Consider the following 24,741-nt stretch of genomic DNA (forward strand, 5'->3'; position numbering starts at 1 on the left):
GCGGCGAGGGCTAGCCAGTACCGCAGAATAACCAGAACACCCCGGCACCCGGAGACAGGATCCTCGCCATGCAATCGGTCATCGCCCAGGCAAAACGCATTGTCGTCAAGGTAGGCTCGAGCCTGGTCACCAATGATGGGAAGGGGCTGGACCACGACGCCATCGCGCGCTGGGCAGCCCAGATCGCCAAGCTGCGCGGCGCCGGCAAGGAAGTGGTGCTGGTCAGCTCCGGCGCCATCGCCGAAGGCATGCAGCGCCTGGGCTGGGTGCGCCGGCCCAAGGAAATCCACGAATTGCAGGCCGCTGCCGCCGTCGGGCAGATGGGGCTGGCCCAGGTCTACGAAAGCCAGTTCGGGCGCTACGGCATCCGCACCGCGCAGGTGCTGCTGACCCACGCCGACCTGGCCGACCGGGAACGCTACCTGAACGCGCGCTCCACGCTGCTGACGCTGCTCTCGCTCGGCGTGGTGCCGATCATCAACGAGAACGATACGGTCGTGACCGACGAAATCAAGTTCGGCGACAACGACACGCTGGGCGCGCTCGTCACCAACCTGATCGAAGGCGACGCACTGGTCATCCTGACCGACCAGCGCGGGCTGTACACGGCCGATCCGCGCAAGGACCCGAACGCCAGGTTCGTGGACGAGGCGCTGGCCGGCACGCCGGAACTGGAAGCCATGGCGGGCGGTGCCGGGACGTCGATCGGGCGGGGCGGCATGCTGACCAAGATCCTGGCGGCCAAGCGCGCGGCGAAGTCCGGCGCCCACACCACCATCGCCTCGGGCCGTGAGGCCGACGTGCTGGGCCGGCTGGCCGAAGGCGAGGCCATCGGCACCCAGTTGCTGGCGCCGACCGGCCGCCTGACCGCGCGCAAGCAGTGGATGGCAGATCACTTGCAGCTGCGCGGCCGGGTGGTCATCGATAACGGTGCGGTGGAGAAGTTGACCAGCGGCGGCAAGTCGCTGCTGCCGATTGGCGTGGTGGAGGTGCAGGGCGAATTTGCGCGTGGCGAGGTGATCGCCTGCGTGAGCCCGGCTGGCCACGAGGTGGCGCGCGGCATCACCAACTATTCGAGCGCCGAGGCGCGGCTGATTGCCCGCAAGCCTTCGTCCGAGATCGAATCGGTGCTGGGCCACCTGAACGAGCCGGAGCTGATTCACCGGGACAACCTCGTACTCGTCTGATTTCTGACGACAAACCGAGGCAAGATGAAGCAAAACGGCGAGGCCCCAGGGCCTCGCCGTTTTGCATTCCAGCCTTGCCGAAGCGCCGGGTTAGCGGCGCGGCGCGTAGGCGCGCAGGTCCTTGATCATCTTCTCCGGGCTGCCGGCCACGGTGCGGCCTTCGCAGAAGAAGTCGGTGGCCAGCGCGGCCGGGTAGGCGTTGCGGGCGCGGGTTTCCATCCGATACCAGGTGTCGCGGTCGTCGGCCCGGTTCGGAATCCAGGCCGTGGCGCCCTGCGGCAGGGTGGCGTAGAGCTTGCGCTCGAACGCGTCGCAGCGCATGCCTTCGTAGTTCACATTGCGTCCGCCGCCGGGGCTGGTGATGACCACGGTGAAGCGCACCACCTTGTCCGGGCCCACGCTGATGGACTTGCTGTCCACTGCGAAGCGGAAATCCCCGCTGCCGTTGACCGAGAACGGAATCAGGTCCGCTTCCTGGGGCAGCGCCGGCAGGCCGGTGTCGGCCTCCTTGAATACCTTTTCCTCGAACGGGTTGACCCAGGTGGACTCTTCCTCGGGCAGGCCCTTGCTGGTGGTCTTGCAGCCGGCCAGCGCCAGGCAGGCGGCGGCGAGCAACAGACCGGCGCGCACGCGCCGGCCGGTGAAACTAGTCATCGGAACTCCGTTGGGTAGGTGCCGGGCTGGCCGGCGAAGCGGGCACGGCTTCCTGGATCGCCGTGGCGGCGGTCTCAGGCACGACGCCGGACACAGCCATTGGCTCTTCCGGGCGTGCGTCGTCCCCATGCCGGCCCTCGCCGCCATGGTGCCCGTTGTGGCCAGGATGGCCGTGATTCCCGTGGAAACCATGGTGACCATGGGTGCCATAGGGACTCAGCGGCGCGCGGCCACGATTCAGGAAGCGCGACAACTCGGTCAGCGCCATCTGGTAGACATCGCGCTTGAATTCGATGACCGCGTCCAGCGGCACCCAGTACTGGCTCCAGCGCCAGGCGTCGAATTCGGGATGGTCCGTGGCACGCAGGTGGATGTCGCAATCGCGGCAGACCATGCGCAACAGGAACCAGATCTGCTTCTGGCCCTTATAGTGGCCGCGGATTTCGCGGCGGATGAACTTGTCCGGCACCTCATAACGCAACCAGTCGCGCGTGCGACCGACGATCCTGACGTGCTCCGGAAGCAGGCCGACTTCTTCCTGCAGCTCGCGGTACATGGCCTGTTCCGGCGTTTCGCCGTACTTGATGCCGCCCTGCGGAAACTGCCAGGAGTGTTCGCCGATTCGCTTGCCCCAGAAAACCTCGTTGCGTGCGTTGATGAGGATGATGCCGACGTTCGGGCGAAAGCCTTCACGATCGAGCATGACTGCACCTCGAATCCTTTAGAATTACGTCGATTATAAAGGAAGCGCGCGGGTCGGCCTGACGCCGGGAATGCTGGTTTTCCCCGAGCGGGAAGGGCAGTTTCCGGCGCGTCCCGCCAAATGAAATGCCGCGCCTGGCCAGGCCGGCGCTGCCGGGCACTGCCCGACTCACGAGAAAGCAACGGATGAAAGCCTCGCAATTCTTCATTTCCACCCTCAAGGAAGCCCCCGCCGACGCGGAAATCGTGTCGCACAAACTCATGATGCGGGCTGGCATGATCAAAAAGGTCGGCGCCGGCATCTACAGCTACATGCCGGTGGGGCTGCGCGTGATCCGCAAGGTGGAGAACATCGTCCGCGAGGAAATGAACCGCGCCGGCGCCCTGGAACTGTCGATGCCCGTGATCCAGCCGGCCGAACTCTGGCAGGAGACCGGCCGCTGGGACAAGATGGGCCCGGAGCTGCTGCGCCTGAAAGACCGCCACGAGCGCGATTTCGTCATGCAGCCGACTTCCGAGGAAGTGGTTACGGACATCGCCCGCAGCGACATCCGCAGCTACAAGCAGCTCCCGGTGAACTTCTATCAGATTCAGACCAAGTTCCGCGACGAGCGCCGGCCCCGCTTCGGCATCATGCGTGGCCGCGAGTTCACCATGAAGGACGCCTATTCCTTCGACCGGGACCTGGACGGCCTGAAGGGCTCGTACCGCAACATGTACGACACCTACACGCGCATCTTCCAGCGTTTCGGCCTGGAATTCCGCGCTGTGGCGGCCGATAACGGCGCCATCGGCGGCTCGGGCTCGCACGAGTTCCACGTGATCGCCGATACCGGCGAGGACGCCATCGTCTACTGCCCCACCTCGGAATACGCCGCCAACATGGAAGCCGCCGAGGCGCTGCCGCTGGACGCCGCCCGTCCCGCGCCGGCCGAGGCCATGGCCAAGACCCACACCCCGGGCAAGGCCAAGTGCGAGCACGTCGCCGAATTCCTGAACATGCCGCTGGTGCGCACGGTGAAGTCGATCGTGCTGGCCAAGGACACCGACGCCGGCGCCGAGATCTGGCTGCTGCTGTTGCGTGGCGACCACGAACTGAACGAGGTCAAGGCGTCGAAGGTGCCGGGCCTGCTAGATTTCCGTTTCGCGACCGAGAACGAGATCGTCGACACCTTCGGCTCGCCCCCCGGCTACCTCGGCCCGATCGGCACGAAGAAGCCGGTGAAGCTGGTGGCGGACCGCACGGTGGCCAACATGGCCGATTTCTGCTGTGGCGCCAATGACCGCGACTACCACTACACCGGCGTGAACTGGGGCCGCGACCTGCCCGAGCCGATCGTGGCGGACCTGCGCAACGTGGTGGCCGGCGACGCCTCGCCGGACGGCAAGGGCACGCTGGAGATCTGCCGGGGCATCGAGGTGGGCCACGTGTTCATGCTCGGCACCCGGTATTCCGAGTCGATGAGCGCCACCTACCTCGACGAGAACGGCAAGACCCAGCCGATGCAGATGGGCTGCTACGGCATTGGCGTGACGCGGATTCTTGGCGCTGCCATCGAACAGAACTACGATGAGCGCGGCATCATCTGGCCGGCCGCCATCGCCCCGTTCGCGGTGGTGGTCTGCCCGGTCGGCTACGACCGCAACGAAGCTGTGCGCGCGGAAGCCGACCGCATCCATGCCGAGCTGCTGGCGGCCGGTGTCGATGTGATCCTGGACGACCGTGGCGAGCGCCCCGGCGTGATGTTTGCCGACTGGGAACTGATCGGCGTGCCGCACCGTGTGGTGGTGGGCGACCGTGGCCTGAAGGAAGGCAAGGTCGAATACCAGGGCCGCCGCGACGCCCAGGCCACCCCGGTGGCCGTGGCTGACGTGGTGGGCTATGTGCGCACCCAGCTGGCCAGCTGAAATCCGCTGTTGAAGTAAGGAAAAGGAAGCCGATGCACGCGTCACGCCTGTTCACCCCCCGCCGCTGGTCCGTGCTGGCCGGCGGCCTGCTGCTGGCCGTCGCGGCGGCCACGGCCCATGCGGGGGCGCAGAAGGAGGAGGCGCTGGCCGACTCCGTGCGCGGCGCGCTGGCGGCGGCCATTGCCGATGGCAGGCCCGTCCGCCCGGCGTTCGCCTCGGGCGGCGAGCGGCTCGGCTACCTGAAATGGCTGGGCGAGATGTCGCGCCGGCTCGAATCCCGGATTCCCGAGCCGCAGATCCGCGTGGAACTGATCGAGACGGTCTACTACGAGGCCAAGCGGGCCGGGCTGGAGCCGTCGCTGGTGCTCGGGCTGGTCCAGGTGGAAAGCGGCTTCCGGAAATATGCGATCAGCTCGGCCGATGCACGTGGGCTGATGCAGGTCATGCCGTTCTGGGTGCGTACCATCGGCGACAGCGACGTGCGCAAGCTGTTCCACCTCCAGAGCAACCTGCGCTACGGCTGCACCATCCTGCGCCACTACCTGGACCGCGAGAACGGCGACCTGTTCCTGGCGCTCGGCCGCTACAACGGCAGCCGGGGCCGGCCGGAGTACCCGAACGCCGTGCTGGGCGCGTGGAAGCGCTGGCAGTATTCGGAATCGACGGTGACGATCGCCGGCGACCCGGGCGCAGCCGCCGTGCCGCCGCCGGCCACCTCGCGCCGCCTGCCGCCGGAGTCCCCTGCGCGCAACCCGTTTTCGCCGCAGCGACTGGCCAATCCGTCATGACATTCGACTCCCGCACCGACGCTGCCGGGGCCGCCGGGCAGGGCTACCACGCCTCCTCGCCGGAACTGGAGCGCTGGCTGGCCCGCCATATCAAGCAGGGATTCAACGCCGATGCGCTGGTGCTGTCGATGCAGCGCGCCGGCTACGACGCGACCTTCGCCCGGGCCATGGTGGCCGATGCGCTGGGCCAGCCGCACCCGGCCACCACCGACGCCACCAAGGCGCCCGCCGCCCGGGTACGGCCGAAGTCCGACATGGTGGGCCCGGACCCCGCCGGCAACGCCATCCGCGACGAGGGCCTGGACATCCCGGTGCTGTTCCGCATCGAGGCGCCGCGCGTGATGCTGCTCCAGGGCCTGTTCAGCGAGGCCGAGTGCGACGCCCTGGTGGCGCTCTCGCGTGACCGCATGCAGCGCTCGTCCGTCGTCAATCCCGCCACGGGTGACGAGAACGTCCACGAGGCCCGTACCAGCACCGGCGCGATGTTCCAGGTCGGCGAGCACCCGCTGCTCGAAGTGCTGGAGGCACGCATCGCCGCCGTGACCGGCGTGCCGATGGAGCACGGCGAGGGCTTCCAGGTGCTCAACTACAAGCCTGGCGCCGAATACCAGCCGCACTACGACTATTTCAATCCGAAGAATCCGGGCGAGGCGCGCCAGATGGCCGTGGGCGGCCAGCGCGTGGCCACGCTGGTGATCTACCTGAACAGCACGCCGGCCGGCGGCGCCACCACCTTCCCGCGAATCGGGCTGGATGTGGCCCCGGTCAAGGGCAATGCTGTGTTTTTCAGCTACAAGCTGCCGGACGGCACGCTGGACGACCGCACGCTGCACGGCGGCATGCCGGTGGTGTCAGGGGAGAAGTGGATTGCCACCAAGTGGCTGCGCGAGCGGCCGTACCGGGTCGGAAGCTGAGTCCGACGGACGGCCGCGCGCCGTAAATCAGGCCAGTCCGGGAGTCAGACCAGCGCGCGGATGGCGCCGAGGTTGCGCCAGTAGCCCTTCACATCCATGCCGCAGCCGAAGACGTAGCGGTCTGGCACCTTGAAGCCGCAGAAGTCCGGGTGCATCGGCTTGGCCTTGAGCAGGGTCTTCTCGCACAGCACGGCGGCGTGGAATTCCTTGGCGCCCATGTCGAGAATGCGCTCGCGGATGGCCGCCATGGTCTCGCCTTCGTCGAGGATGTCGTCCAACACCAGCACCACCCGGTCCTTGACCGACTCGCGCGGCGCCACGCGCCATTGCATCTCGCCGCCCACCGTCTTGTTGTTGTAGCGCGACAGGTGGATGTAGTCGAATTCCAGCGGAAACTGCAGCTTCGGCAGCAGCATGCCGGTGAAGACCACCGCGCCGCCCATCACCGACAGCACGAGCGGGAAGGCATCGCCCATGCGCGCGGTGATGTCATCGGCCATGCGGTCCAGCGAATCCTGCACTTCCGCGGCGCTAACGATTTCCTCGGAGCTGGCCCAGAGTTCGCGGGCCTGGTCTGCGGTCATCATCATGTCTCTGTCCTTATATCTGTGGGTCTGGGCGATGCTTAGCGGTTGAACAGGCCCTTCATGCCGCCCTTCATCCCGCCCATCTGGCGCATCATCTTCATCATGCCGCCGCCCTTGAGCTTCTTCATCATGCCCTGCATCTGCTCGAACTGGTTCAGCAGGCGGTTCACTTCCTGCACCGGCACGCCGGCGCCGGCCGCGATGCGGCGCTTGCGGCTGGCCTTGATCAGCTCCGGCTTGGCGCGCTCGGCGGCGGTCATGCTGTTGATGATGCCCTCCATGCGGCGCACCGACTTCTCGGCCTGATCCATATTGGCGCCCTGCGCCTGCTGGGCGAACTGGGCCGGCAGCTTGTCCACCAGGCTGCCGATGCCGCCCATCTTCTTCATCTGGCCGATCTGCGCCTTGAAGTCCTCGAGATCGAACCCGCCGGTCTTCTTGATCTTCTTGGCGAGCTTCTCGGCGGCGTCCATGTCCACGCCGCGCTGGGCTTCCTCCACCAGTGCGAGGATGTCGCCCATGCCCAGAATGCGCTGGGCCATGCGGTCGGGGTAGAACGGCTCCAGGCCGTCGAGCTTCTCGCCCACCCCCACGAACTTGATCGGACGGCCCGTAATGTGACGTACAGACAACGCGGCACCGCCGCGTGCGTCGCCATCGAGCTTGGTCAGGACCACGCCGGTCAGCGGCAGCGCGTCGTTGAACGCCTTGGCGGTGTTCACGGCATCCTGGCCGAGCATGGCGTCGACCACGAACAGCGTTTCCACCGGTTTCAGCTCGGCGTGCAGCGCGGCGATTTCCGCCATCATCGCCTCGTCGATACCGAGCCGGCCGGCCGTATCGACGATCAGCACGTCGTGGTAGTGCTTGCGGGCCCAGTCCAGCGCCGCGCGGGCGATGTCCACGGGCTTCTGGTCCGGCTCGGACGGGAAGAAGTCGGCGCCAACCTGCTCGGACACCGTGCGCAGCTGGGCGATGGCGGCGGGGCGATACACGTCGCACGACACCGTCAGCACCTTCTTCTTCTTGTTCTCCTTAAGCCACTTGGCGAGCTTGCCGGAGGTGGTGGTCTTGCCCGCGCCCTGCAGGCCGGCCATCAGGATGATCGCTGGCGGCTGGACGTTCAGGTTCAGTTCGCCCGATTTCTGCTCGCCCGGCTTGGGGTCGACGGCTTCGTCGCCGCCGATGACCGCGGTCAGCTCGCGCTGGACCACGCCGACGAGGGCCTGGCCCGGGGTGAGGCTGCTGACGACTTCCTCGCCGAGCGCCTTTTCCTTGACGCGGGCGACGAACTCGCGCACCACGGGTAGCGCCACGTCGGCTTCGAGCATGGCAAGGCGCACTTCGCGCAGCATCTCGGCGGTGTTGGCCTCGGTCAGTCGGGCCTCGCCGCGCATGGTCTTGACGACCCGCGCCAGGCGTTGTGTGAGGTTATCCAGCATGGCAGTGGGGAGAGGTTCGGCTCGTGATTCGGCGTGGATGGGGCGCGCGCGTGGCGTTGTCGTGAGGCATCACGGACAAGGGCACGAGGGACAGGCCCTAGGGTAAACTGCGCAAATGGCCATTGTACTGTATGCCTTGACGGCACTTCTCTATTGCGGCCTGGCCTTTCACGGCTGGGCAACGCGCAACCCCCGGCTGGCGGCCGCTGGCGGGGGTGCTGTCGGTCATCCGGGCCATCCGGGCCCCGGCGGGCGCCCTGGCGCCGCCACGGCCGTGCTGATGGCGCCGCCCGGCGATGGCCGCGCGGACGGCCAGCCCGCATGGTGGCACGCCGTGGTGCTCGGCGCGCTGGTCAGCCACGGCATGCTGCTGCACGAAACCATCTTCCCGGCAGACCGCATGATGTTCGGCTTCGCCTTCGCGCTCTCCGCCATGCTGTGGCTGGGCGTGGGCATCTACTGGATCGAAAGCTTCTTCTTCTCGCTGGCCGGGCTCGGCCTGATCGTCTTTCCGGTGGCGATGCTGGCCGGCCTGATGCCGCTGGCCTTCCCGGGCGCGCAGATCCTCGGCTACGCCGCGCGGCCGCTGTTCAAGCTCCATTTCGTCATCGCCAACGTGGCCTATGGGCTGTTCACGCTGGCGGCGTTCCACGCCTTCCTGATGCTGCTGGCCGAGCGCCGGCTCCATGGCTTCAACCGGCCGACCAGCGCCGAAGCATCGTCCGGGCAATGGCTGGGCCGTTGGCTGGACCTGCTGCCGCCGCTGCTGACGCTGGAAAAGCTGCTGTTCCGGCTGATCGCGGCGGGCTTCGTGCTGCTGACGCTGACCATCCTGTCCGGCTTCCTGTTCTCCGAGCAGCTGTTCGCCCGGGCCTTCCGCGTGGACCACAAGACCGTGTTCGCGATCCTGTCCTGGGCGATGTTCGGCGGCATCCTGGTCGGCCGGCATTTCCGGGGCTGGCGCGGGCGCACCGCCCTGCGCTGGGTCATCGCCTCGTTCGGCATCCTGCTGCTGGCCTACGTGGGCAGCCGCTTCGTGATCGAAGTGGTGCTGCACCGCCTCTCCTGATCTAGTGATCTCCTGATCGTCATCGCCCCCATGGCAAGAATCTTCCTCCTGCTGGCCGTTGTGCTGGCGATCATCTGGTGGCTGCGCCAGCGCGCGGCCGCCCGCGACGCGCACGAGCAGCCGACCGCCCGCCCTGGCCCGGCGCAGCGCAAGACCGAAGGCGCGGCATCGTCCGAGCCGATGGTCCAGTGCGCCCAGTGCGGCGTGCACCTGCCGCGTGGCGAGGCCATCGGCTGGAACGGCCTGCACTACTGCCGGCGCAGTCATCTGCCCGATGGCTCGGAGATGTCCGGCCATGGCGACACCGACGCGCGCCCATGACCTCGCGCCGCTCGGCCTGGTCCCGCCTCAACGGCTGGCGCGTGCTGGTCGAGCTGTGGCGCCAACCCGAGCCGCCTGAATTCCACTGGCGCCTGCTGCGCTATTTCTGCTGGACCCGCGCGGCCGTGGCGCTGCTGCTGGTGGGCTACGTGTGGCTGCCGCTGGAACGCGCCGCGCCGGATCCTGGCGTGGCCGCCGGTGCCGCGGCCACCCTCGCCGCCAATCCGCGCATGGCCGCCGCGCTGCCGGTGGTGCTCCCCTACCTCTGCATCGCCATGGTCACGCTGGTGGGCACGCTGTGGCGCCGCCATTTCCATGTGCGCGTGCGCGTACAGGTGATGGTCGACCTGGCGCTGCTGGCCGGGATCTTCGCGGTGGTGGGCCGGCTGGGCAGCCACGCCGAAGGTCTCGCCATGATCTTCCTGCTGCCGGCGCTCGAGGCCGGGGCGTTGACCAGCCTGATGTTCGCGCTGTTCACGGCGGCGGTGTCGGCGCTGGTGGTAATGGGCCAGCCCTTCGTGCAGACGCTGCTGGTGCGCCAGGCCGATGCCAACCTGCTCGGTTCCGGCCTGTTCGGCCTGGTGTTCATGATCGCCGCGCTGGTGATGTACATGCTCGCCAACCGGCAGATCGCCCAGGAGCAGATTGCGCTGGCGCGCGAGCAGGAACTGCGCCTGCAGCAACTGGTGAACCGGCTCATGGTCAACGACATGCAGGACGGCGTGATGCTGGTGCGCGCCAACGGCGTGGTGGTGGCCGCCAACCCCGCGGCCGTGGTGCTGCTGGGCGTGCAGCCGCACGAGCGGATCCGGGAAGGGCAGGTGCGCGCCGGCGAGCGCGACAAGGTGCTGTTCGACCTGCGCCGCATCCCGCGCCTGCAGCCGCTGATGGAAATGCTGCGCGACTGGATCCAGACCAATGACGATGTGCCGCGCATCCTGCAGCTACTGCCGCTGCCGTCGCGCCCGTCGGCGCTGGGTGGGCCGATGCTGCATACCCGCCTGCGGCTGCGCTTCGTGCTGCCGGGGCTGGCCGGGCTGCGCTCCACGCTGGGCGGGGCGCTGACCGCGCCGAGCGCGCTCGATACCGTCGGCTGGAACGACATGTCGCCCGAAGGCGCGGCCCGGCTGCGTCTGGCCATCGCCCAGAACGAGGCCATGGCCTGGAGCCCCGAGGACGAGACGCTGCTGCGCAGCGAGATGCGCGACACGGTGCTGGTCCACATCGAAAGCTGGGAACGGATTGCCGAGCAGGTGCAGCAGGAGAAACTTGCCGGCATGGGCCGACTGGTGGCCAGCGTGGCGCACCAGATCCGCAACCCGCTCGCGGCCATCAGCCAGGCCAACGAGCTGCTGGCCGATTCCGGGGCGGGCGAGGGCAATATCGACGCCCGGCTGCTGCGCATCATCAGCGACAACGTGCGCCGGCTCGATCAGGTGGTGTCCGATGTGCTGCAACTCTCGCGCCGCCCCCGCACCGGCCACAGCGCGGTGGAGCTGGGCCAGGCGCTGCCCGAGATCGTGGAACGCTGGCGGCTGGAGATGCGCTCGCGCGGCGGCCCGCGCGCCGATATCAACGCCAATGCCATCCGCCTCGCCGTGGACCTGCAACGCCCGGTGATCTTCGATGCCGCGCAACTGCAGCAGGTGCTCGGCAACCTGCTCGATAACGCCTGGCGCTATTGCAGCCGGCTGCCGGGCGCCATCCGTCTGCTGGCCCATGCGCTGGATCAGCACCATGCCGAACTGATCGTCTGGAACGATGGCGCCGAGGTCACGCGCGAGCAGCAGCGCAGCCTGTTCGAGCCGTTCTTCACCAGCAACGCCCAGGGCACCGGGCTGGGCCTGTTCATGGCGCGCGAGCTGTGCGGCGCCAATGACGCCCAGGTGCGCTACGGCACCATCGCGCTGGAACCGTTGCTGGATCGCACAGGGCTGCTCGGGCCCGGCGCTCGCGATACACTGCCGGCCAAGGCGTTCGTGCTGACGATGCGGATCGAGACGCCCGACGTTGTAACGGCCGCCCAGGCCTGATCCGCCGCCCCCCGCAACCCAACCCCCACGCCATGTCCGCCAGACCGCCCGTTCCCGATCCGATTCTCGTCATCGACGATGAGGCCGACCTGCGCGAGCTGCTGGACATCTCGCTGCGCCGCATGGGGCACGACGTGGTGATGGCCGGCTCGCTGGCCGAGGCGCGGCTGCGACTGGCGGAGCGCCGCTACAGCCTGGTGCTGACCGATATGCGGCTCGGCGACGGGCTGGGCATCGACATCGTGCGGCAACTGTCGGCCTCGCCCGAGCGCACGCCGGTGGCCGTGATCACCGCCTACGGCAGCGCCGACAATGCCGTCGATGCCCTCAAGGCCGGGGCGTTCGACTACATCGCCAAGCCGGTGTCGCTCGACCAGCTACGCACCCTGATCCTGAACGCGCTGGGTCGCCAGCAGCGCGGCGCGGCGGAGGGCGGCGCGCGCAGCGCCGAGGCTGCCGAGGCCGCTGAAGCCGCCGACCGCGCCGCCGGCCTGCTGCCGGGGCTGTCCCCGGCCATGCAGGACGTGCGCCGCTCGCTGTCGCGGCTGGCGCGCAGCATGGCGCCGGTGGTGATCAGTGGCGAATCGGGCAGCGGCAAGGAGCGCGCGGCGCGCGCCATCCACGCCGTGAGCGCGCGCGCCGCGCATCCGTTCGTGGCCGTGAACTGCGGGGCGATTCCCGAGACGCTGATGGAGTCGGAATTCTTCGGCTACGTGAAGGGCGCGTTCACGGGCGCCGACGCCGAGCGCGGCGGCTTCTTCCACGCCGCGCACGGCGGCACGCTGCTGCTGGACGAGGTGGCGGACCTGCCGCTGACCATGCAGGTAAAGCTGCTGCGCGCGTTGCAGGAGCGACGCGTGCGCAAGATCGGCGCCAGTCGGGAAGACACCGTGGACGTGCGCGTGATGTGCGCGAGCCACAAGGATCTGGCTGCGATGGTCGCCGCCGGATCGTTCCGCCAGGACTTGTACTACCGCCTGAACGTGCTGGAGCTGCGCATGCCGACGCTGCGCGAGCGGGGCGAGGACATTCCGGTGCTGGCGCAGGTCATCCTCGAACACCTGGCCGTGCGCTACGGCGATGCGCGCCCGCGCCGGCTGTCCGGCCCGGCGCTGGCGCGGCTGGCGGCGTACCGCTTCCCCGGCAACGTGCGGGAACTCGAAAACCTGCTGGAACGCGCTTACGCCTTCGCCGAATCGGACGAGATCGCGGTGGCGGACCTCGGGCCGCTCGAAGCCGGCGTGGATCGCGCCAGCCTGCTGCAAGGCGCGCCCGTGCCGGTGCCGGAGACCGCGCCGACCGGTTATGAGACCTGGGGCAGCCCGGCCTGGTCGGCGGCCAGCCTGACGGCGCCGGAGGCGGGGGGTGCCGTGGCCGAGGCGCCGCCGCCGCCCCAGCCATCCATCGATCCGATGGTCGATGCGTTGCGCGACGTCACGTTCCCCATCGACCTGCCGGCCCGGCTCGAGGCCCTCGAGCGCGAATTGATCCTGCGCGCGCTGCGCCAGACCGGCTTTAATCGCACCACGGCCGCGCCGCTGCTGGGTTTGAATTTCCGCCAGCTGCGCTACCGCATCCAGCAACTCGAGATCCGCGACGAACGCGAAGGGCGCGATGGCCGGGAAGGGCGCGACGACAGCGAATCGATGGCGGAAGGCGAGGGCCGCGATGGCTGACGTGGCCGCAGACTGGCTGCCAGACGCCGACGGCTGGGTGCCGGCCGCGCGCCGCGTGCCATCGCCCAACTTCGACACCCGCCCCGAGGGCATGCCCGTCGACGTGGTGGTGCTGCACAACATCAGCCTGCCGCCGGGCCAGTTCGGCACGGGCGACATCGAGGCGTTCTTCCAGAACCGGCTCGACACCGCCCGCCACCCGTTCTTCGAAACGATCCGCGACGTCCGCGTCTCCGCCCACTTCCTGATCACCCGCGAGGGCGAGTTGGTGCAGTTTGTGGCGTGTACGCAACGTGCCTGGCATGCGGGCCAGTCAGCCTATTGCGGCCGCCAGCGCTGCAACGACTTCTCCATCGGCATCGAAATCGAAGGCGCCGACGACCAGCCCTTCACCCTGGGCCAATACGACACCGCCGCCCGCATCGTCGCCGCCCTGCGCACGACCTACCCGATCACCGGCATCGCCGGCCACAGCGACATCGCCCCCGGCCGCAAAACCGACCCCGGCCCGCACTTCGACTGGGACCGATTCGCCAGACTGGCCGATGTGACGCCAGCGCTGCTGCCTTATCGACGGGGTGGTTTCTGACCCGCCGCCCCCTTGTGCACGATGCCTCATATTCAGGCATTCGCCCGCGTGACAGCGATGTGAAATCCCCACACTTGGGCCGCCTATCGGCGACTCGCCACGATAAAAAAATTTTAGAAAATTTGTGCGGTGGCGCACGGGCCGCCGCCATCCCTTGGCGTAGCGCGGCTTGCGGGAATGTGGCGCCGCCGCACACCCCGTCCCCAGACCGGCATCTGACTTGTCAAGACTGGTCTTTCCGATTCGTTTCACTATACTTAGCCCAGTTTTTCGCAGTGACCACTATATCTAGTGGTACTACCGGGGAACCGGCCGGGGTGTGAAGCCTGCGCCGCAATGGATTGCGACGCCGGCGCCACAGTAGTGACGCGGCCGGCGGTATCGCAAGAGTCCCTAGCAGAATGAACGCCTGTGCAGTTTGGTTCTCGCCCCGGCAAGGCCGGTGTCGAGTGTCTTCTGAAGCGCATTTTGCTAGGGACTTTGTCACTTCATTACAAGGGTTAAAACAGGAGTTACCTCATGCAAACGGCCCAGAACGAACAACAAAACACGGGATCGGCTGGCGTTGTCGGCGCCGCCGGAACGTCGCAGCAGACCCCCGCCGCTGCCGGCGCCAACTATCAGGACTACAAGCTCATCCGCCGCAATGGGGCCGTGGTGGCGTTCGAGCCGAACAAGATTGCCGTCGCCGTGACCAAGGCCTTCCTGGCCGTGAACGGCGGCCAGGGCGCTGCCTCCGCGCGCGTGCGCGAGATCGTGGAACAGGTCACCCAGAACGTGGTGCGCGCGCTGCTGCGCAGCCGGCCGAACGGCGGCACCTTCCATATCGAGGACGTGCAGGACCACGTGGAACTGGCGCTGATGCGCTCGGGCGAGCATGAAGTGGCCCGTGCCTACGTGCTGTATCGCGAGAAGCGCACCCAGGAGCGCGCGCAGGCCAATGCGCAGACCGTGGCGCGTGTGCAACAGGGCGTGGCCTTCAACGTGAACGACAACGGCGTGAGCCGCGTGCTGGATCTGGCCGCGCTGCACGAGCTGATCGACACCGCCTGCAGCGGCCTGGGCAACGGCGTGAGCGCCGAGCCGATCCTCAAGGAAACGCTCAAGAACCTGTACGACGGCGTGCCGCTGAGCCAGGTGTACGACTCCGCCATCCTGGCCGCGCGTACCCTGATCGAGAAGGACCCGGACTACAGCCAGGTCACCGCCCGCATCCTGCTGCACACGATCCGCAAGGAAATCCTCGGCGGCGAAGTGACGCAGGCCGAGATGGGCTCGCGCTACGCCGAGTACTTCCCGAAGTTCATCGCCCGCGGCATTCAGGCCGAACTGCTGGACGAAAAGCTGGCCACGTATGACCTGGCCCGCCTGGGCGCGGCGCTGGACGCCTCGCGCGACTTCCAGTTCAACTACCTCGGCCTGCAGACGCTGTACGACCGCTACTTCCTGCACGTGGAAGAGCAGCGCATCGAAATGCCGCAGGCCTTCTTCATGCGCGTGGCCATGGGCCTGGCGCTGGAAGAGCGCGACCGCGAAGCCCGCGCCATCGAGTTCTACCAACTGCTGTCGTCGTTCGACTTCATGTCGTCCACGCCCACACTGTTCAACTCGGGCACGCGCCGCTCGCAGCTCTCGTCGTGCTACCTGACCACGGTGTCGGACGACCTGGAAGGCATCTACGAAGCCCTCAAGGAAAACGCGCTGCTGTCGAAGTTCGCCGGCGGCCTGGGCAACGACTGGACCAACGTGCGCGCGCTGGGCTCCCACATCAAGGGCACCAACGGCAAGAGCCAGGGCGTGGTGCCGTTCCTGAAGGTGGTGAACGACACGGCCGTGGCCGTGAACCAGGGCGGCAAGCGCAAGGGCGCCGTCTGCGCCTACCTGGAGACGTGGCACCTGGACATCGAGGAATTCCTCGAGCTGCGCAAGAACACCGGCGACGACCGCCGCCGCACCCACGACATGAACACGGCCAACTGGATTCCGGACCTGTTCATGAAGCGCGTGATGGAAAACGCCGAATGGACGCTGTTCTCGCCCGCCACCTGCCCGGACCTGCATGACAAGGTCGGCAAGGCGTTCGAGCAGGCCTACGTCGCCTATGAAGCCAAGGCTGCCAGCGGCGAACTGAAGCTGTTCAAGAAGGTGCCGGCCATCCAGCTCTGGCGCAAGATGCTGGGCATGCTGTTCGAGACCGGCCATCCGTGGATCACGTTCAAGGATCCGTGCAACATCCGTAGCCCGCAGCAGCACGTGGGCGTGGTGCACAGCTCCAACCTGTGCACGGAAATCACGCTGAACACGAACGAGAGCGAAATCGCCGTGTGCAACCTGGGTTCGGTGAACCTGGTGGCCCACCTGAAGCAGGAGGCCGACGGCACCCACGTGCTCGACCACGCCAAGCTCCAGAAGACCATCCGCACCGCGATGCGCATGCTCGACAACGTGATCGACATCAACTACTACGCGGTGGACAAGGCGCGCAATTCGAACCTGCGCCACCGCCCGGTGGGCATGGGCATCATGGGCTTCCAGGACTGCCTGCACGTGCTGCGCACGCCGTACTCCAGCGACGCCGCCGTGAAGTTCGCCGATACGTCGATGGAAGCGGTCTGCTACTACGCCTACGAGGCATCGAACGAGCTGGCGCAGGAACGTGGCCGCTACAGCACCTACGAGGGTTCGCTGTGGGACCGTGGCATCCTGCCGCAGGACTCGCTCAAGCTGCTGGCCGACGAGCGCGGCGGCTACCTGGAAGTGGACATGTCCTCGTCGATGGACTGGGACAGCCTGCGCGCCAGCATCAAGCAGCACGGCATGCGTAACTCGAACTGCATCGCGATCGCCCCGACCGCGACCATTTCGAACATCATCGGCGTGTCGGCCTGCATCGAGCCGACCTTCCAGAACCTGTACGTGAAGTCGAACCTCTCGGGCGAGTTCACGGTGGTCAACGACTACCTGGTGCGCGACCTCAAGGCACGCGGCCTGTGGGACGAAGTGATGGTGGCGGACCTGAAGTACTTCGATGGTTCGCTGGCCCGCATCGACCGCATTCCGCAAGACCTGCGCGACATCTATGCCACGGCCTTCGAGGTGGAGCCGAGCTGGCTGGTGGAGGCCGCGAGCCGCCGCCAGAAGTGGATCGACCAGGCCCAGTCGCTGAACATCTACATGGCTGGCGCGTCGGGCAAGAAGCTGGACGATACCTACAAGCAAGCCTGGCTGCGTGGCCTGAAGACCACGTACTACCTGCGCACGATGGCGGCCACGCACGTGGAGAAGTCCACGGTGTCGCGCGGCTCGCTGAACGCGGTGTCGTCGGGCAGCGACGGTGGCGTGTCGGCGCTGGAAGCCGCCGCCGCCTCGGCCCCGGCCATGCCGGAAGCCGAAGGCGCGGTCTGCACCATGCGCCCGGGCGACGCCGGCTTCGACGAGTGCGAAGCCTGCCAGTAAGCAAGACGTAACAAGCCCCCCAACGGTTTGCACCCCTCGCCCGCTTGCGGGAGAGGGGCCGGGGGAGAGGGCCGGCGCCCCCATGACGCGGGCGCCAGTGCTGGCCACCGCCAGCCATCTACGAATAACGGAGAAATAACATGCTGAGCTGGGACGACGACGTTCAAGCCAAGCCGCAGGCTGCCCCGCAGCCCGCGCTGCAACCTGCCACCCTGGCCGCCGCTGACGAGCAGGGCGCACTGCCGCCGGCCGCCACGCAGCCGGGCATCCTGGGCAACAACCCGAACGCCGCCGCCGTGCAGAGCGAGCGCCGCGTGAACGCCGCCGACAAGCGCGTGATCAACGGCTCCACCGACGTGAACCAGCTCGTGCCGTTCAAGTACAAGTGGGCGTGGGAGAAGTACCTGGCCGGCTGCGCCAACCACTGGATGCCGCAGGAAATCAACATGTCGCGCGACATCGCCCTGTGGAAGGACCCCAATGGTCTGACCGAGGACGAGCGCCGCGTCATCAAGCGCAACCTGGGCTTCTTCGTCACGGCCGACTCGCTGGCCGCGAACAACATCGTGCTGGGCACCTACCGCCAGATCACGGCGCCGGAATGCCGCCAGTACCTGCTGCGCCAGGCCTTCGAGGAGGCCATCCACACGCACGCCTACCAGTACATCGTGGAGTCGCTGGGCCTGAACGAGGCCGAGATCTTCAACGCGTACCACGAGGTGAAGTCGATCCGCGACAAGGACGAGTTCCTGATCCCGTTCATCGACACGCTGACCGATCCGTCGTTCAAGACCGGCACGCCCGAGAACGACCAGAAGCTGCTCAAGAGCCTGATCGTGTTCGCCTGCATCATGGAAGGCCTGTTCTTCTACGTGGGCTTCACGCAGATCCTGGCGATGGGCCGCCAGAACAAGATGACCGGTGCCGCCGAGCAGTACCAGTACATCCTGCGCGACGAGTCGCTGCACTGCAATTTCGGCATCGACCTGATCAACCAGATCAAGCTCGAGAACCCGCACCTGTGGACGGCCGACTTCAAGGCCGAGATCGCGGAGCTGTTCAAGCAGGCCGTGGACCTGGAATACAAGTACGCCGAAGACACCATGCCGCGTGGCGTGCTGGGCCTGAACGCGCCGATGTTCAAGTCCTACCTGCGCTTCATCTGCAACCGCCGCTGCCAGCAGATCGGCCTGGAGCAGCTGTTCCCGAACGAGGAAAACCCGTTCCCGTGGATGAGCGAGATGATCGACCTGAAGAAGGAGCGCAACTTCTTCGAGACGCGCGTGATCGAGTACCAGACCGGCGGGGCGCTGTCCTGGGATTGAAGTGATGGTGCGCTGACATCCCGGCGAGACAAACAGGCAGGCGACGCGATTGAGCGTCGCCTGTTTTGTTTTGTGGCCACCCGCCGCATTTTTCAGAAACGGCTCACATACCCGGGCCGGAATGCTCCCTACCATCGTCGACAGAGAGGTTCGCTTTCCCTGTCCGATGGACGTTCCAACTAGGAGTTTTCCGATGCAAGCCGTGGTTCTGCACCACCTGGGCGATATTCCGCGCTTCGAGTCCTTCCCCGACCCCGACACCACGCACTGCGAGCGGCTGGTGGGGGTGAGCGCCGCCGCCATCCATGCGATCGACCGGCAGGCCGCCGCCGGGATGCACGCCAGCAGCCCGCTCACGCTGCCGGTGGTGTGCGGGGTGGATGGCGTCGGTCATACGGCCGGCGGCGAGCGCGTCTATTTCAGCGCCACGCGGCGGCCGTTCGGCGCGATGGCCGAGTTCGCGCCGGCGGACTGGGTCGTGCCGCTGCCGGACGGCTTGCCGGGCGAGTTCGCGGCGGCGCTGGTGCGGCCGGCGCTGATGGCGTGGCTGCCGCTGGCGCACCGCGCCGAACTGGAGCCCGGCGAGACGGTGATGGTGCTTGGCGCCACCACGGCGGCCGGGCGCATGGCGGTTCAGGCGGCGCGGCTGCTCGGCGCCAGGCGGGTCATCGCCGCCGGGCACCGCCAGGAGGCGCTGGCCACCCTGGAGGTGGATGCGATGATCGACCTGCGCCTGTCACGCAACGCGCTCGAACACACGTTCTCGGCCTATGCGGAGGAGGGGATCGACGTGATCCTGGACTACATCTGGGGGGAGCCGGTGGAGCTGTTGGCGGCCGCGCTGGCCCGCTCGGACCACGTCGTGCCGTCTCCCGACGACCGCGGCGTGCGGCTGGTCTCGGTGGCCGAGCGGCCCGGGGGCGACATCGTGCTGCCCGCCCAGTCGCTGCGCGAGTCGCGGCTCCGGCTGATGGGCTACGGGCCGTCCAGCTACCCGCCGCTGGACTATGTGCAGGCGTACGTGGAGGACATCCTCATGTACGCGCTGGATGGCGACCTGCGCCTCGACGTGGAGACCCTGCCGATGGCCGAGGTGGCCGAGGCATGGGAGCGGGCGGGGCGGCAGGACCGGCGCATCGTGCTCACGCTGGACGAGCGCGAGGCATGAGGGCCAGCGCCGCCGCCCGGGGCGGGCGGGGGCCTTCCGGTCCTTCCGGGCCGTCAGGCGGCCTTGCGGACCTCGGGCTGGCTGGCGGCGCTGCCGTCGGCCTTGCGCTCGCCGCCGAGCGCGTCGGTCAGGTCGCGCAGCAGGCCGGCCAGTTCGCCCGCCATCAGCGCGAAATCGGCGTCGAAGCGCTCGGCTTCGTCATGCAGCGTGCCGTCGGCCTGTTCCTTGATCACGTCCAGCGGCGCCACGCGCTTGACCGCCAGGTTCTCGGTCAGCACGAAGGACACGCGGTCGTTCCAGGTCATGGCCAGCCGCGTGCAGCGCTTGCCAGCGGCGATATGGCGGCGCAGGTCCTCGGGGTCGAGCGGATGGCGCACGTAACGCACCGTGGCCTTGGATTCGGCGCTCGATTGCAGCTCGATTTCCTGGTCGACGGTGAACCCGGCGGGCGCGGTGTCAGTGGACAGCCATTCGGTCATGGCCGCCACCGGCGACTGGTTCACGTGCAGGCCCGCCACCGGCAGCGGATCGATGGCTTTGAACAGCATGCCGCGCACTTCATCGGCCTTGGCCGTGGCGGCGGCGTCGATGGCCAGCCAGCCGTTCACGGGATCGATCCAGACGCGGGTGTCGCGGCGGATGCTGAAGGCGCGCGGCAGCAGTTCCTCGGTGATCTGTTCCTTCAGTTCCTTGAGTTGCTTGCGGCCCGGCTTGAAGCCCTGCTGCTCTTCCAGCTCGGTGGCGCGCGCCTTGGTCACCTGATTGACCACGGTGGCCGGCAGCAGCTTCTTTTCGGTACGGAGCACCAGCAGCATCTGCTTGTTGACGCAGTGCACAAGCTGGCCGTTGTCGCGCGGAGATGCCCAGCCCTGGGTTTGCGGTTCCAGGCTGGTGCCGGGGAAGAAGGCGTGTTTCGCCAGGCTGGCCTCTACGTCTTCGGCGCTGAGGGTCCACGGGGCGGTGAAGCGATGAATCTGGAGATTCTTAAACCACATGAGTATTCGGCCACGAGAACGGAAAGGGTCGAATTCTATCTGGTTGAGCGGGCGGTGCCGAGAAATGGCGGGAAATGGGGCGGGAAATGGGGCGGCAAGAAAAAGGCGCGCACGGCGCGGAGGTCACGCTCTCCGCGTCAGTGCGCGCCATGCCGCCGGGCCAAGCCGGCGGTGTCGGTGCGGATCGCAATGCGAATGCAAAGCGATCTCAAATATCGAGCTTCGAGATCTTGGTGCCTTCGAGGCTCAGGCCGGCCATCAGACCCGCGTTGGTCATGGCGAAGCCGACAATCGGATGCTGGGCCGTATTGGTGTCCAGCTGCCCGTTGGCGCCGATGGTGGCCAGTGCCACGGTGGCGTCGGCGCCGACCTGCCATCCATTGCTGCGCACGAACTTGTCGTACGAATCCTGCGTCAGGAACATCAGCACGAACGCCTTGGATTGCGCGCCGATCTGCCAGCCGATGGACCCCGAGATGGCGCGGTAGTAGCCGCGATTGGCGCCGCCGGAGCGCAGCACCCCATCGCCATACTCGCCGCCCACCACGAAGCCTGCCGACAGCAGTTTCGGGAAAACCAGGATGCCGCGTGCCTTGTTGCCAAGGTCCTGCGACCCCTTGACCGTGGAATACAGCCGATTCAGCGTGTCCGTGGCGCCGGCGTCAATCTCGCGCCGTTTGGCGGTCTTGTCGCCCGAATCGCCCGGGCCCGTGGTAGTACAGCCGGCGAGCGAAAGCGCGCCAAGGGACAGACCGGAAACCGTGACAAGACCGGCACCGCCAGCGGACAGGAAGGTTCGACGTTTCATTATTTCCTCCAGGAGGGTGGTGTGTTGCAACCGCCTCTAAAGCATAGGCGTCAAGCGCACATTGTTAAATGCGATTTTGTCTGACACTGGGCAGGAGAGACTCTGACACGCGGGCTGACATACTTTCTTGCAAATGCGCCAGCGCACTTTAGGAACCGCCCGCCCGTGCGGACGGTCTGTCGACCATGAAAAAGACATTCGCCCCCCTCTCTCCCTTGATTTCCTTCGGCGCGATCGTGCCCGTGGTGCTGCTGGCGGCGTGCGCGTCCCCGGCCTCCGTGGAGACCCCGAGCCAGAAGCAGGAAGTCGCCACGCTGAACTCAGGCTGGCAGGCCGAACGGGCCAAGTACATGGAATGCGTGCAGGACAAGGCCGACGACGGCGCGAAGGGCAAGGGCACCTCGAAGGATGTGGCCGCCGGCGCCCTCGACGCCTGCAAGGCGCAGCTCGGCGTGATGCACGACGCCTTCCAGTCCTATCTCTCGGCCCAGATGAGTTCGGCGCACGGCCAGACCAGCGCCCGGCAGGCGGCTGACCGCGTGACCACCGACACCCGCGAGAAGGCGCGCACCTACCTGACGCGCTACGTGGAGGTGGAGCGCTACAAGTCCGGCCAGCGCTGATCGCCGGGTCGGACGCTCCCATCCCCTATATATATATAGTCAGAGCATCGCCAGCGGCTCGGCCCGGCGTGGCGGCGGAAACAGCTTGTCGAGTTCGGCAAGCTGTTCTGATGTCAGGGGGTGCTCCAGCGCGCCGAGGTTCTCGCGCAGGCGGTCGCGGCTGCCGGTCTTGGGAATGGCGATGATGTCGTCCGAGGCCAGCAGCCAGGCCAGCGCCGCCTGGGCCGGCGTCATGCCGTGCGCCTTGGCAAAGCGCTGGAGCCCTGCATGGCGCAGCAGCCGGGCCTGCTCGATCGGGGAATAGGCCATGACCGGCACGCCGCGTGCACGCTGCCATGGCAACAAATCGAATTCGATGCCGCGCCGGCTCAGGTTGTAGAGCAGCTGGTTCGCCGCCACTTCGTCGCCGCCCGGCACCTCCCACAGCTCTTCCATATCGGACAGGTCCAGGTTGCTGACGCCGAAATGTCGGATCTTGCCGGCCTCGCGCAGCGCCAGGAACGCCGCCATGGTCTCCTCGAGCGGCACGCCGCCGCGCCAGTGCAGCAGGTAGAGGTCGAGCCGGTCGGTACCCAGCCGGCGCAGGCTGCGCTCGCACGCGGCCACCACGCCCTCGTGGCTGGCGTTGTGCGGGTAGACCTTGCTGACGAGGAACACCTCGTCGCGCCGGCCCGCGATGGCCTCGCCGATCAGCGATTCGGACAACCCCTCGCCATACATTTCAGCGGTGTCGATCAGCCGCAGCCCGAGGTCCAGCCCGAGCCGCAGCGTGGCGATTTCCTCGGCCCGCGTGTTGCGGTGATCGCCGATATTCCAGGTACCCATGCCCAGCGCGGGCACGCGCTCGCCGCCGGGCAGCGTGACGGTCTTCATCGATTGGCTCCGGTGTCATGAGGCGGCGTGCCGGCCACGCCGCGCTCCATCACACTAGTTAACAATGCCGGCCGGCACAAGGTGGCCGGCGCGGCGGAGCCACTCAACCGTGCTGGTGCCGGTATTCCTGGCTCAGTCCGCCATAGCCGTAGGCGGCCGCGCGGGCGTCGATGACGTGGATATACGACACCTTGTTCACATCGCCAATCACCTCGGAGAGCGCGGCGAACGTCTCCTTCAGGTACAGCGCCTTCTCGGCCTTGGTGTTGGTTTCGTCGGTCACGCTGATGTCGAGCTGGAAGGCGTTGCGGCCGTCGCTGCGGTCGGACAGCGCCTTGCCGCCGATGATCCATTGCTCGCGCGGCAGGTAGCCCACCGTGACGGCGATGACGTTCTCTTCCTTGCGCAGGATGCGCTGGGTCAGCTCGGCCACGGTGGCTGCGGCGCGGCGGGTCAGTTCGGCGTCGGGCTGGCCGGAGATCTGGAGGTTGATGTGGGGCATGGCTGGCTCCTTGTTCTGGATGGTGCGAACCGGAAATCGGTGTCGTGGAAACTATCGTAGTGGTCGCCGTTACATCGGAAAAGCAGGAATATGCGATACCATCCATCGGTAACACCGAATCGTAAAAATGCGAGATAGTGGGGTGTGACCAGGGACGGGAGCAGGCGCCATGCGGGGATTCGAGACCGATCAGTTGAAGACTTTCGTGACGGTGGCCGACAGCGGCAGCCTGTCTGCGGCGGCGCCGCGCCTGTTCCTGTCGCAGTCGTCGGTCAGCGAGCAGTTGCGCAAGCTGGAGGAGCGCGCGGGCGTGCCGCTGCTCACGCGCGGCAAGAAGGGCGCGGCGGTCACGCCGGCCGGTGCGCGGCTGCTGGAATACGCGCGCCGCATCCTCTCGCTGAACGACATGGCGATGCAGGAACTGCGCGGCCGCACGCTCGACGGCGAACTGCGGCTTGCCGTGACCGATTACTTCCGGCCGGGCGAGATTGCCGGCATGCTGCGCCGTCTGCGAGACCGCTATCCGTATCTGAAACTGCACGTCACGGTGATGAAGAGCGCCGCGATCGAGGCCGCCGCTGACTTGGACACCTTCGACATCGGCCTCAGCATGCGGCTGATCCGCGCAACTCGCGCCGAACGGTCAGAGCGCGGCGATCGTGCCGGCACGCTGTTGCGGCGCGAAGGGCTGGCCTGGGTGGCCGCGCCGGAGATCGCCGAATCGCCGCAGCCCACGCTGCCACTGGTGCTACTGCCCGACACCTGCTCGATGCACCAGTTCGTGGTGCAACTGCTCATGCGCCGCAAGCGCGCGTTCGACATCGCCCACTCGGCGTCCGGCGTGGCAGGGCTGCACCTGGCGCTGGCGGCGGGGCTTGGCGTGTCCTGCCTCAATGCGTCGGCCATCGGGCCGGGCGTGACGCCGCTCGATACCGCCGCCGTCTCGCGCTGGCGCCTGCCGGCACTGCCCGATGCCGAGTTCTACCTGCTGCCCGCCCGGCGCGGCGAGAGCGAATTCATCGGCGAAGCGCGCCTCGCGCTGAGCGAGCAGTTCGGCTGACGGCTGTTATCGTTCGACGTAAATGCGCCGCAAGCGGCGCAAATATGTCTGACTTTGCATA

Annotated in this window: 22 protein-coding genes; 14 read left to right on the forward strand and 8 right to left on the reverse strand. The window is 67.3% G+C overall.

Annotation, left to right across the window (positions count from 1 at the left end):
- Nucleotides 1-68: 68 nt before the first annotated feature.
- The gene (proB, locus tag BM115_RS20955) at nucleotides 69-1,187 is read left to right on the forward strand and encodes a glutamate 5-kinase (protein WP_092298623.1); all 1,119 of its coding nucleotides are present in this window, start codon (nucleotides 69-71) and stop codon (nucleotides 1,185-1,187) included.
- A gap of 90 nt (nucleotides 1,188-1,277) precedes the next feature.
- Here proB and BM115_RS20960 read toward each other — a convergent pair whose 3' ends face one another.
- Nucleotides 1,278-1,841: a CNP1-like family protein gene (locus BM115_RS20960; protein ID WP_092298626.1), complete on the reverse strand. Its 564-nt coding sequence runs from the start codon at nucleotides 1,839-1,841 to the stop codon at nucleotides 1,278-1,280.
- Nucleotides 1,834-2,544, reverse strand: a complete 711-nt coding sequence (locus BM115_RS20965; RefSeq protein ID WP_092298629.1) for an RNA pyrophosphohydrolase — start codon at nucleotides 2,542-2,544, stop codon at nucleotides 1,834-1,836. The genes BM115_RS20960 and BM115_RS20965 overlap by 8 nt, the downstream gene beginning before the upstream one ends.
- 185 nt (nucleotides 2,545-2,729) lie before the next feature.
- On the opposite strand from BM115_RS20965, the gene BM115_RS20970 reads away from it, so the two are divergent.
- The 3 genes from BM115_RS20970 to BM115_RS20980 are packed head-to-tail and all read left to right on the forward strand — an operon-like array spanning nucleotide 2,730 to nucleotide 6,153.
- Nucleotides 2,730-4,451: a proline--tRNA ligase gene (locus tag BM115_RS20970; RefSeq protein ID WP_092298632.1), complete on the forward strand. Its 1,722-nt coding sequence runs from the start codon at nucleotides 2,730-2,732 to the stop codon at nucleotides 4,449-4,451.
- A 32-nt stretch (nucleotides 4,452-4,483) separates the two neighbouring features.
- Entirely contained in the window at nucleotides 4,484-5,239 is a 756-nt protein-coding gene (locus BM115_RS20975; RefSeq protein ID WP_092298635.1) for a lytic transglycosylase domain-containing protein, read from the forward strand.
- Nucleotides 5,236-6,153, forward strand: a complete 918-nt coding sequence (locus BM115_RS20980; protein WP_092298638.1) for a 2OG-Fe(II) oxygenase — start codon at nucleotides 5,236-5,238, stop codon at nucleotides 6,151-6,153. The genes BM115_RS20975 and BM115_RS20980 overlap by 4 nt, the downstream gene beginning before the upstream one ends.
- 44 nt (nucleotides 6,154-6,197) lie before the next feature.
- Here the strand turns inward: BM115_RS20980 and BM115_RS20985 are convergent, their stop codons facing one another.
- Both BM115_RS20985 and ffh read right to left on the reverse strand, forming a co-directional pair.
- The gene (locus BM115_RS20985) at nucleotides 6,198-6,740 is read right to left on the reverse strand and encodes a hypoxanthine-guanine phosphoribosyltransferase (protein WP_092298972.1); all 543 of its coding nucleotides are present in this window, start codon (nucleotides 6,738-6,740) and stop codon (nucleotides 6,198-6,200) included.
- 38 nt (nucleotides 6,741-6,778) lie between these two features.
- Nucleotides 6,779-8,182 carry a signal recognition particle protein gene (gene ffh, locus BM115_RS20990; RefSeq protein WP_092298641.1) on the reverse strand — a complete coding sequence of 468 codons (1,404 nt, stop codon included), beginning with the start codon at nucleotides 8,180-8,182 and terminating at the stop codon, nucleotides 6,779-6,781.
- Nucleotides 8,183-8,297: 115 nt separating this feature from the next.
- Between ffh and BM115_RS20995 the strand changes: the two genes are divergently transcribed.
- The 8 genes from BM115_RS20995 (at nucleotide 8,298) to BM115_RS21030 (ending at nucleotide 19,819) form a co-directional block, all read left to right on the forward strand.
- A complete protein-coding gene (locus BM115_RS20995; RefSeq protein ID WP_092298643.1) occupies nucleotides 8,298-9,251 on the forward strand; it encodes a cytochrome C assembly family protein in 954 nt (317 codons plus the stop codon).
- Between the two features lie 30 nt (nucleotides 9,252-9,281).
- Nucleotides 9,282-9,572 (forward strand): PP0621 family protein, encoded by a 291-nt coding sequence (locus BM115_RS21000; RefSeq protein WP_092298645.1) that lies wholly within the window; start codon nucleotides 9,282-9,284, stop codon nucleotides 9,570-9,572.
- Nucleotides 9,569-11,605: a sensor histidine kinase gene (locus BM115_RS21005; protein WP_092298647.1), complete on the forward strand. Its 2,037-nt coding sequence runs from the start codon at nucleotides 9,569-9,571 to the stop codon at nucleotides 11,603-11,605. Before BM115_RS21000 ends, BM115_RS21005 begins: the two co-directional genes overlap by 4 nt.
- Before the next feature lie 32 nt (nucleotides 11,606-11,637).
- On the forward strand, nucleotides 11,638-13,281 hold the full coding sequence (locus BM115_RS21010) for a sigma-54-dependent transcriptional regulator (RefSeq protein ID WP_092298649.1): 1,644 nt from the start codon (nucleotides 11,638-11,640) through the stop codon (nucleotides 13,279-13,281).
- Nucleotides 13,274-13,870, forward strand: a complete 597-nt coding sequence (gene ampD / locus BM115_RS21015) for a 1,6-anhydro-N-acetylmuramyl-L-alanine amidase AmpD (RefSeq protein WP_092298651.1) — start codon at nucleotides 13,274-13,276, stop codon at nucleotides 13,868-13,870. Before BM115_RS21010 ends, ampD begins: the two co-directional genes overlap by 8 nt.
- Nucleotides 13,871-14,389: 519 nt before the next feature.
- On the forward strand, nucleotides 14,390-17,326 hold the full coding sequence (locus tag BM115_RS21020) for a ribonucleoside-diphosphate reductase subunit alpha (protein WP_092298652.1): 2,937 nt from the start codon (nucleotides 14,390-14,392) through the stop codon (nucleotides 17,324-17,326).
- 140 nt (nucleotides 17,327-17,466) lie between these two features.
- Nucleotides 17,467-18,651 (forward strand): ribonucleotide-diphosphate reductase subunit beta, encoded by a 1,185-nt coding sequence (locus BM115_RS21025; RefSeq protein WP_092298654.1) that lies wholly within the window; start codon nucleotides 17,467-17,469, stop codon nucleotides 18,649-18,651.
- A 193-nt stretch (nucleotides 18,652-18,844) separates the two neighbouring features.
- Nucleotides 18,845-19,819 carry an MDR/zinc-dependent alcohol dehydrogenase-like family protein gene (locus BM115_RS21030; RefSeq protein WP_092298656.1) on the forward strand — a complete coding sequence of 325 codons (975 nt, stop codon included), beginning with the start codon at nucleotides 18,845-18,847 and terminating at the stop codon, nucleotides 19,817-19,819.
- A gap of 53 nt (nucleotides 19,820-19,872) precedes the next feature.
- Here BM115_RS21030 and BM115_RS21035 read toward each other — a convergent pair whose 3' ends face one another.
- A complete protein-coding gene (locus BM115_RS21035; RefSeq protein WP_092298657.1) occupies nucleotides 19,873-20,814 on the reverse strand; it encodes a recombination-associated protein RdgC in 942 nt (313 codons plus the stop codon).
- Between the two features lie 208 nt (nucleotides 20,815-21,022).
- The gene (locus tag BM115_RS21040) at nucleotides 21,023-21,622 is read right to left on the reverse strand and encodes a BPSL1445 family SYLF domain-containing lipoprotein (RefSeq protein WP_092298659.1); all 600 of its coding nucleotides are present in this window, start codon (nucleotides 21,620-21,622) and stop codon (nucleotides 21,023-21,025) included.
- Nucleotides 21,623-21,807: 185 nt separating this feature from the next.
- Between BM115_RS21040 and BM115_RS27520 the strand changes: the two genes are divergently transcribed.
- Nucleotides 21,808-22,245, forward strand: coding sequence for a hypothetical protein (locus BM115_RS27520; RefSeq protein WP_255370931.1), 438 nt, complete (start codon nucleotides 21,808-21,810; stop codon nucleotides 22,243-22,245).
- Nucleotides 22,246-22,284: 39 nt separating this feature from the next.
- Here the strand turns inward: BM115_RS27520 and BM115_RS21050 are convergent, their stop codons facing one another.
- A complete protein-coding gene (locus tag BM115_RS21050) occupies nucleotides 22,285-23,118 on the reverse strand; it encodes an aldo/keto reductase (protein ID WP_092298661.1) in 834 nt (277 codons plus the stop codon).
- Between the two features lie 103 nt (nucleotides 23,119-23,221).
- Nucleotides 23,222-23,620, reverse strand: coding sequence for a tautomerase family protein (locus tag BM115_RS21055; RefSeq protein WP_092298663.1), 399 nt, complete (start codon nucleotides 23,618-23,620; stop codon nucleotides 23,222-23,224).
- A gap of 169 nt (nucleotides 23,621-23,789) precedes the next feature.
- On the opposite strand from BM115_RS21055, the gene BM115_RS21060 reads away from it, so the two are divergent.
- The gene (locus BM115_RS21060; protein WP_092298665.1) at nucleotides 23,790-24,680 is read left to right on the forward strand and encodes a LysR family transcriptional regulator; all 891 of its coding nucleotides are present in this window, start codon (nucleotides 23,790-23,792) and stop codon (nucleotides 24,678-24,680) included.
- Nucleotides 24,681-24,741 lie beyond the last annotated feature (61 nt).

Source organism: Cupriavidus sp. OV096 (assembly GCF_900115455.1).
In the GTDB taxonomy this organism is placed as follows: Bacteria; Pseudomonadota; Gammaproteobacteria; order Burkholderiales; family Burkholderiaceae; genus Cupriavidus.

Coding starts and splice junctions, on each gene's coding strand:
- proB (WP_092298623.1), top strand. CDS start 69: ATGCAATCGGTCATCGCCCAGGCAAAACGCATTGTCGTCAAGGTAGGC.
- BM115_RS20960 (WP_092298626.1), bottom strand. CDS start 1,841: ATGACTAGTTTCACCGGCCGGCGCGTGCGCGCCGGTCTGTTGCTCGCC.
- BM115_RS20965 (WP_092298629.1), bottom strand. CDS start 2,544: ATGCTCGATCGTGAAGGCTTTCGCCCGAACGTCGGCATCATCCTCATC.
- BM115_RS20970 (WP_092298632.1), top strand. CDS start 2,730: ATGAAAGCCTCGCAATTCTTCATTTCCACCCTCAAGGAAGCCCCCGCC.
- BM115_RS20975 (WP_092298635.1), top strand. CDS start 4,484: ATGCACGCGTCACGCCTGTTCACCCCCCGCCGCTGGTCCGTGCTGGCC.
- BM115_RS20980 (WP_092298638.1), top strand. CDS start 5,236: ATGACATTCGACTCCCGCACCGACGCTGCCGGGGCCGCCGGGCAGGGC.
- BM115_RS20985 (WP_092298972.1), bottom strand. CDS start 6,740: ATGATGACCGCAGACCAGGCCCGCGAACTCTGGGCCAGCTCCGAGGAA.
- ffh (WP_092298641.1), bottom strand. CDS start 8,182: ATGCTGGATAACCTCACACAACGCCTGGCGCGGGTCGTCAAGACCATG.
- BM115_RS20995 (WP_092298643.1), top strand. CDS start 8,298: ATGGCCATTGTACTGTATGCCTTGACGGCACTTCTCTATTGCGGCCTG.
- BM115_RS21000 (WP_092298645.1), top strand. CDS start 9,282: ATGGCAAGAATCTTCCTCCTGCTGGCCGTTGTGCTGGCGATCATCTGG.
- BM115_RS21005 (WP_092298647.1), top strand. CDS start 9,569: ATGACCTCGCGCCGCTCGGCCTGGTCCCGCCTCAACGGCTGGCGCGTG.
- BM115_RS21010 (WP_092298649.1), top strand. CDS start 11,638: ATGTCCGCCAGACCGCCCGTTCCCGATCCGATTCTCGTCATCGACGAT.
- ampD (WP_092298651.1), top strand. CDS start 13,274: ATGGCTGACGTGGCCGCAGACTGGCTGCCAGACGCCGACGGCTGGGTG.
- BM115_RS21020 (WP_092298652.1), top strand. CDS start 14,390: ATGCAAACGGCCCAGAACGAACAACAAAACACGGGATCGGCTGGCGTT.
- BM115_RS21025 (WP_092298654.1), top strand. CDS start 17,467: ATGCTGAGCTGGGACGACGACGTTCAAGCCAAGCCGCAGGCTGCCCCG.
- BM115_RS21030 (WP_092298656.1), top strand. CDS start 18,845: ATGCAAGCCGTGGTTCTGCACCACCTGGGCGATATTCCGCGCTTCGAG.
- BM115_RS21035 (WP_092298657.1), bottom strand. CDS start 20,814: ATGTGGTTTAAGAATCTCCAGATTCATCGCTTCACCGCCCCGTGGACC.
- BM115_RS21040 (WP_092298659.1), bottom strand. CDS start 21,622: ATGAAACGTCGAACCTTCCTGTCCGCTGGCGGTGCCGGTCTTGTCACG.
- BM115_RS27520 (WP_255370931.1), top strand. CDS start 21,808: ATGAAAAAGACATTCGCCCCCCTCTCTCCCTTGATTTCCTTCGGCGCG.
- BM115_RS21050 (WP_092298661.1), bottom strand. CDS start 23,118: ATGAAGACCGTCACGCTGCCCGGCGGCGAGCGCGTGCCCGCGCTGGGC.
- BM115_RS21055 (WP_092298663.1), bottom strand. CDS start 23,620: ATGCCCCACATCAACCTCCAGATCTCCGGCCAGCCCGACGCCGAACTG.
- BM115_RS21060 (WP_092298665.1), top strand. CDS start 23,790: ATGCGGGGATTCGAGACCGATCAGTTGAAGACTTTCGTGACGGTGGCC.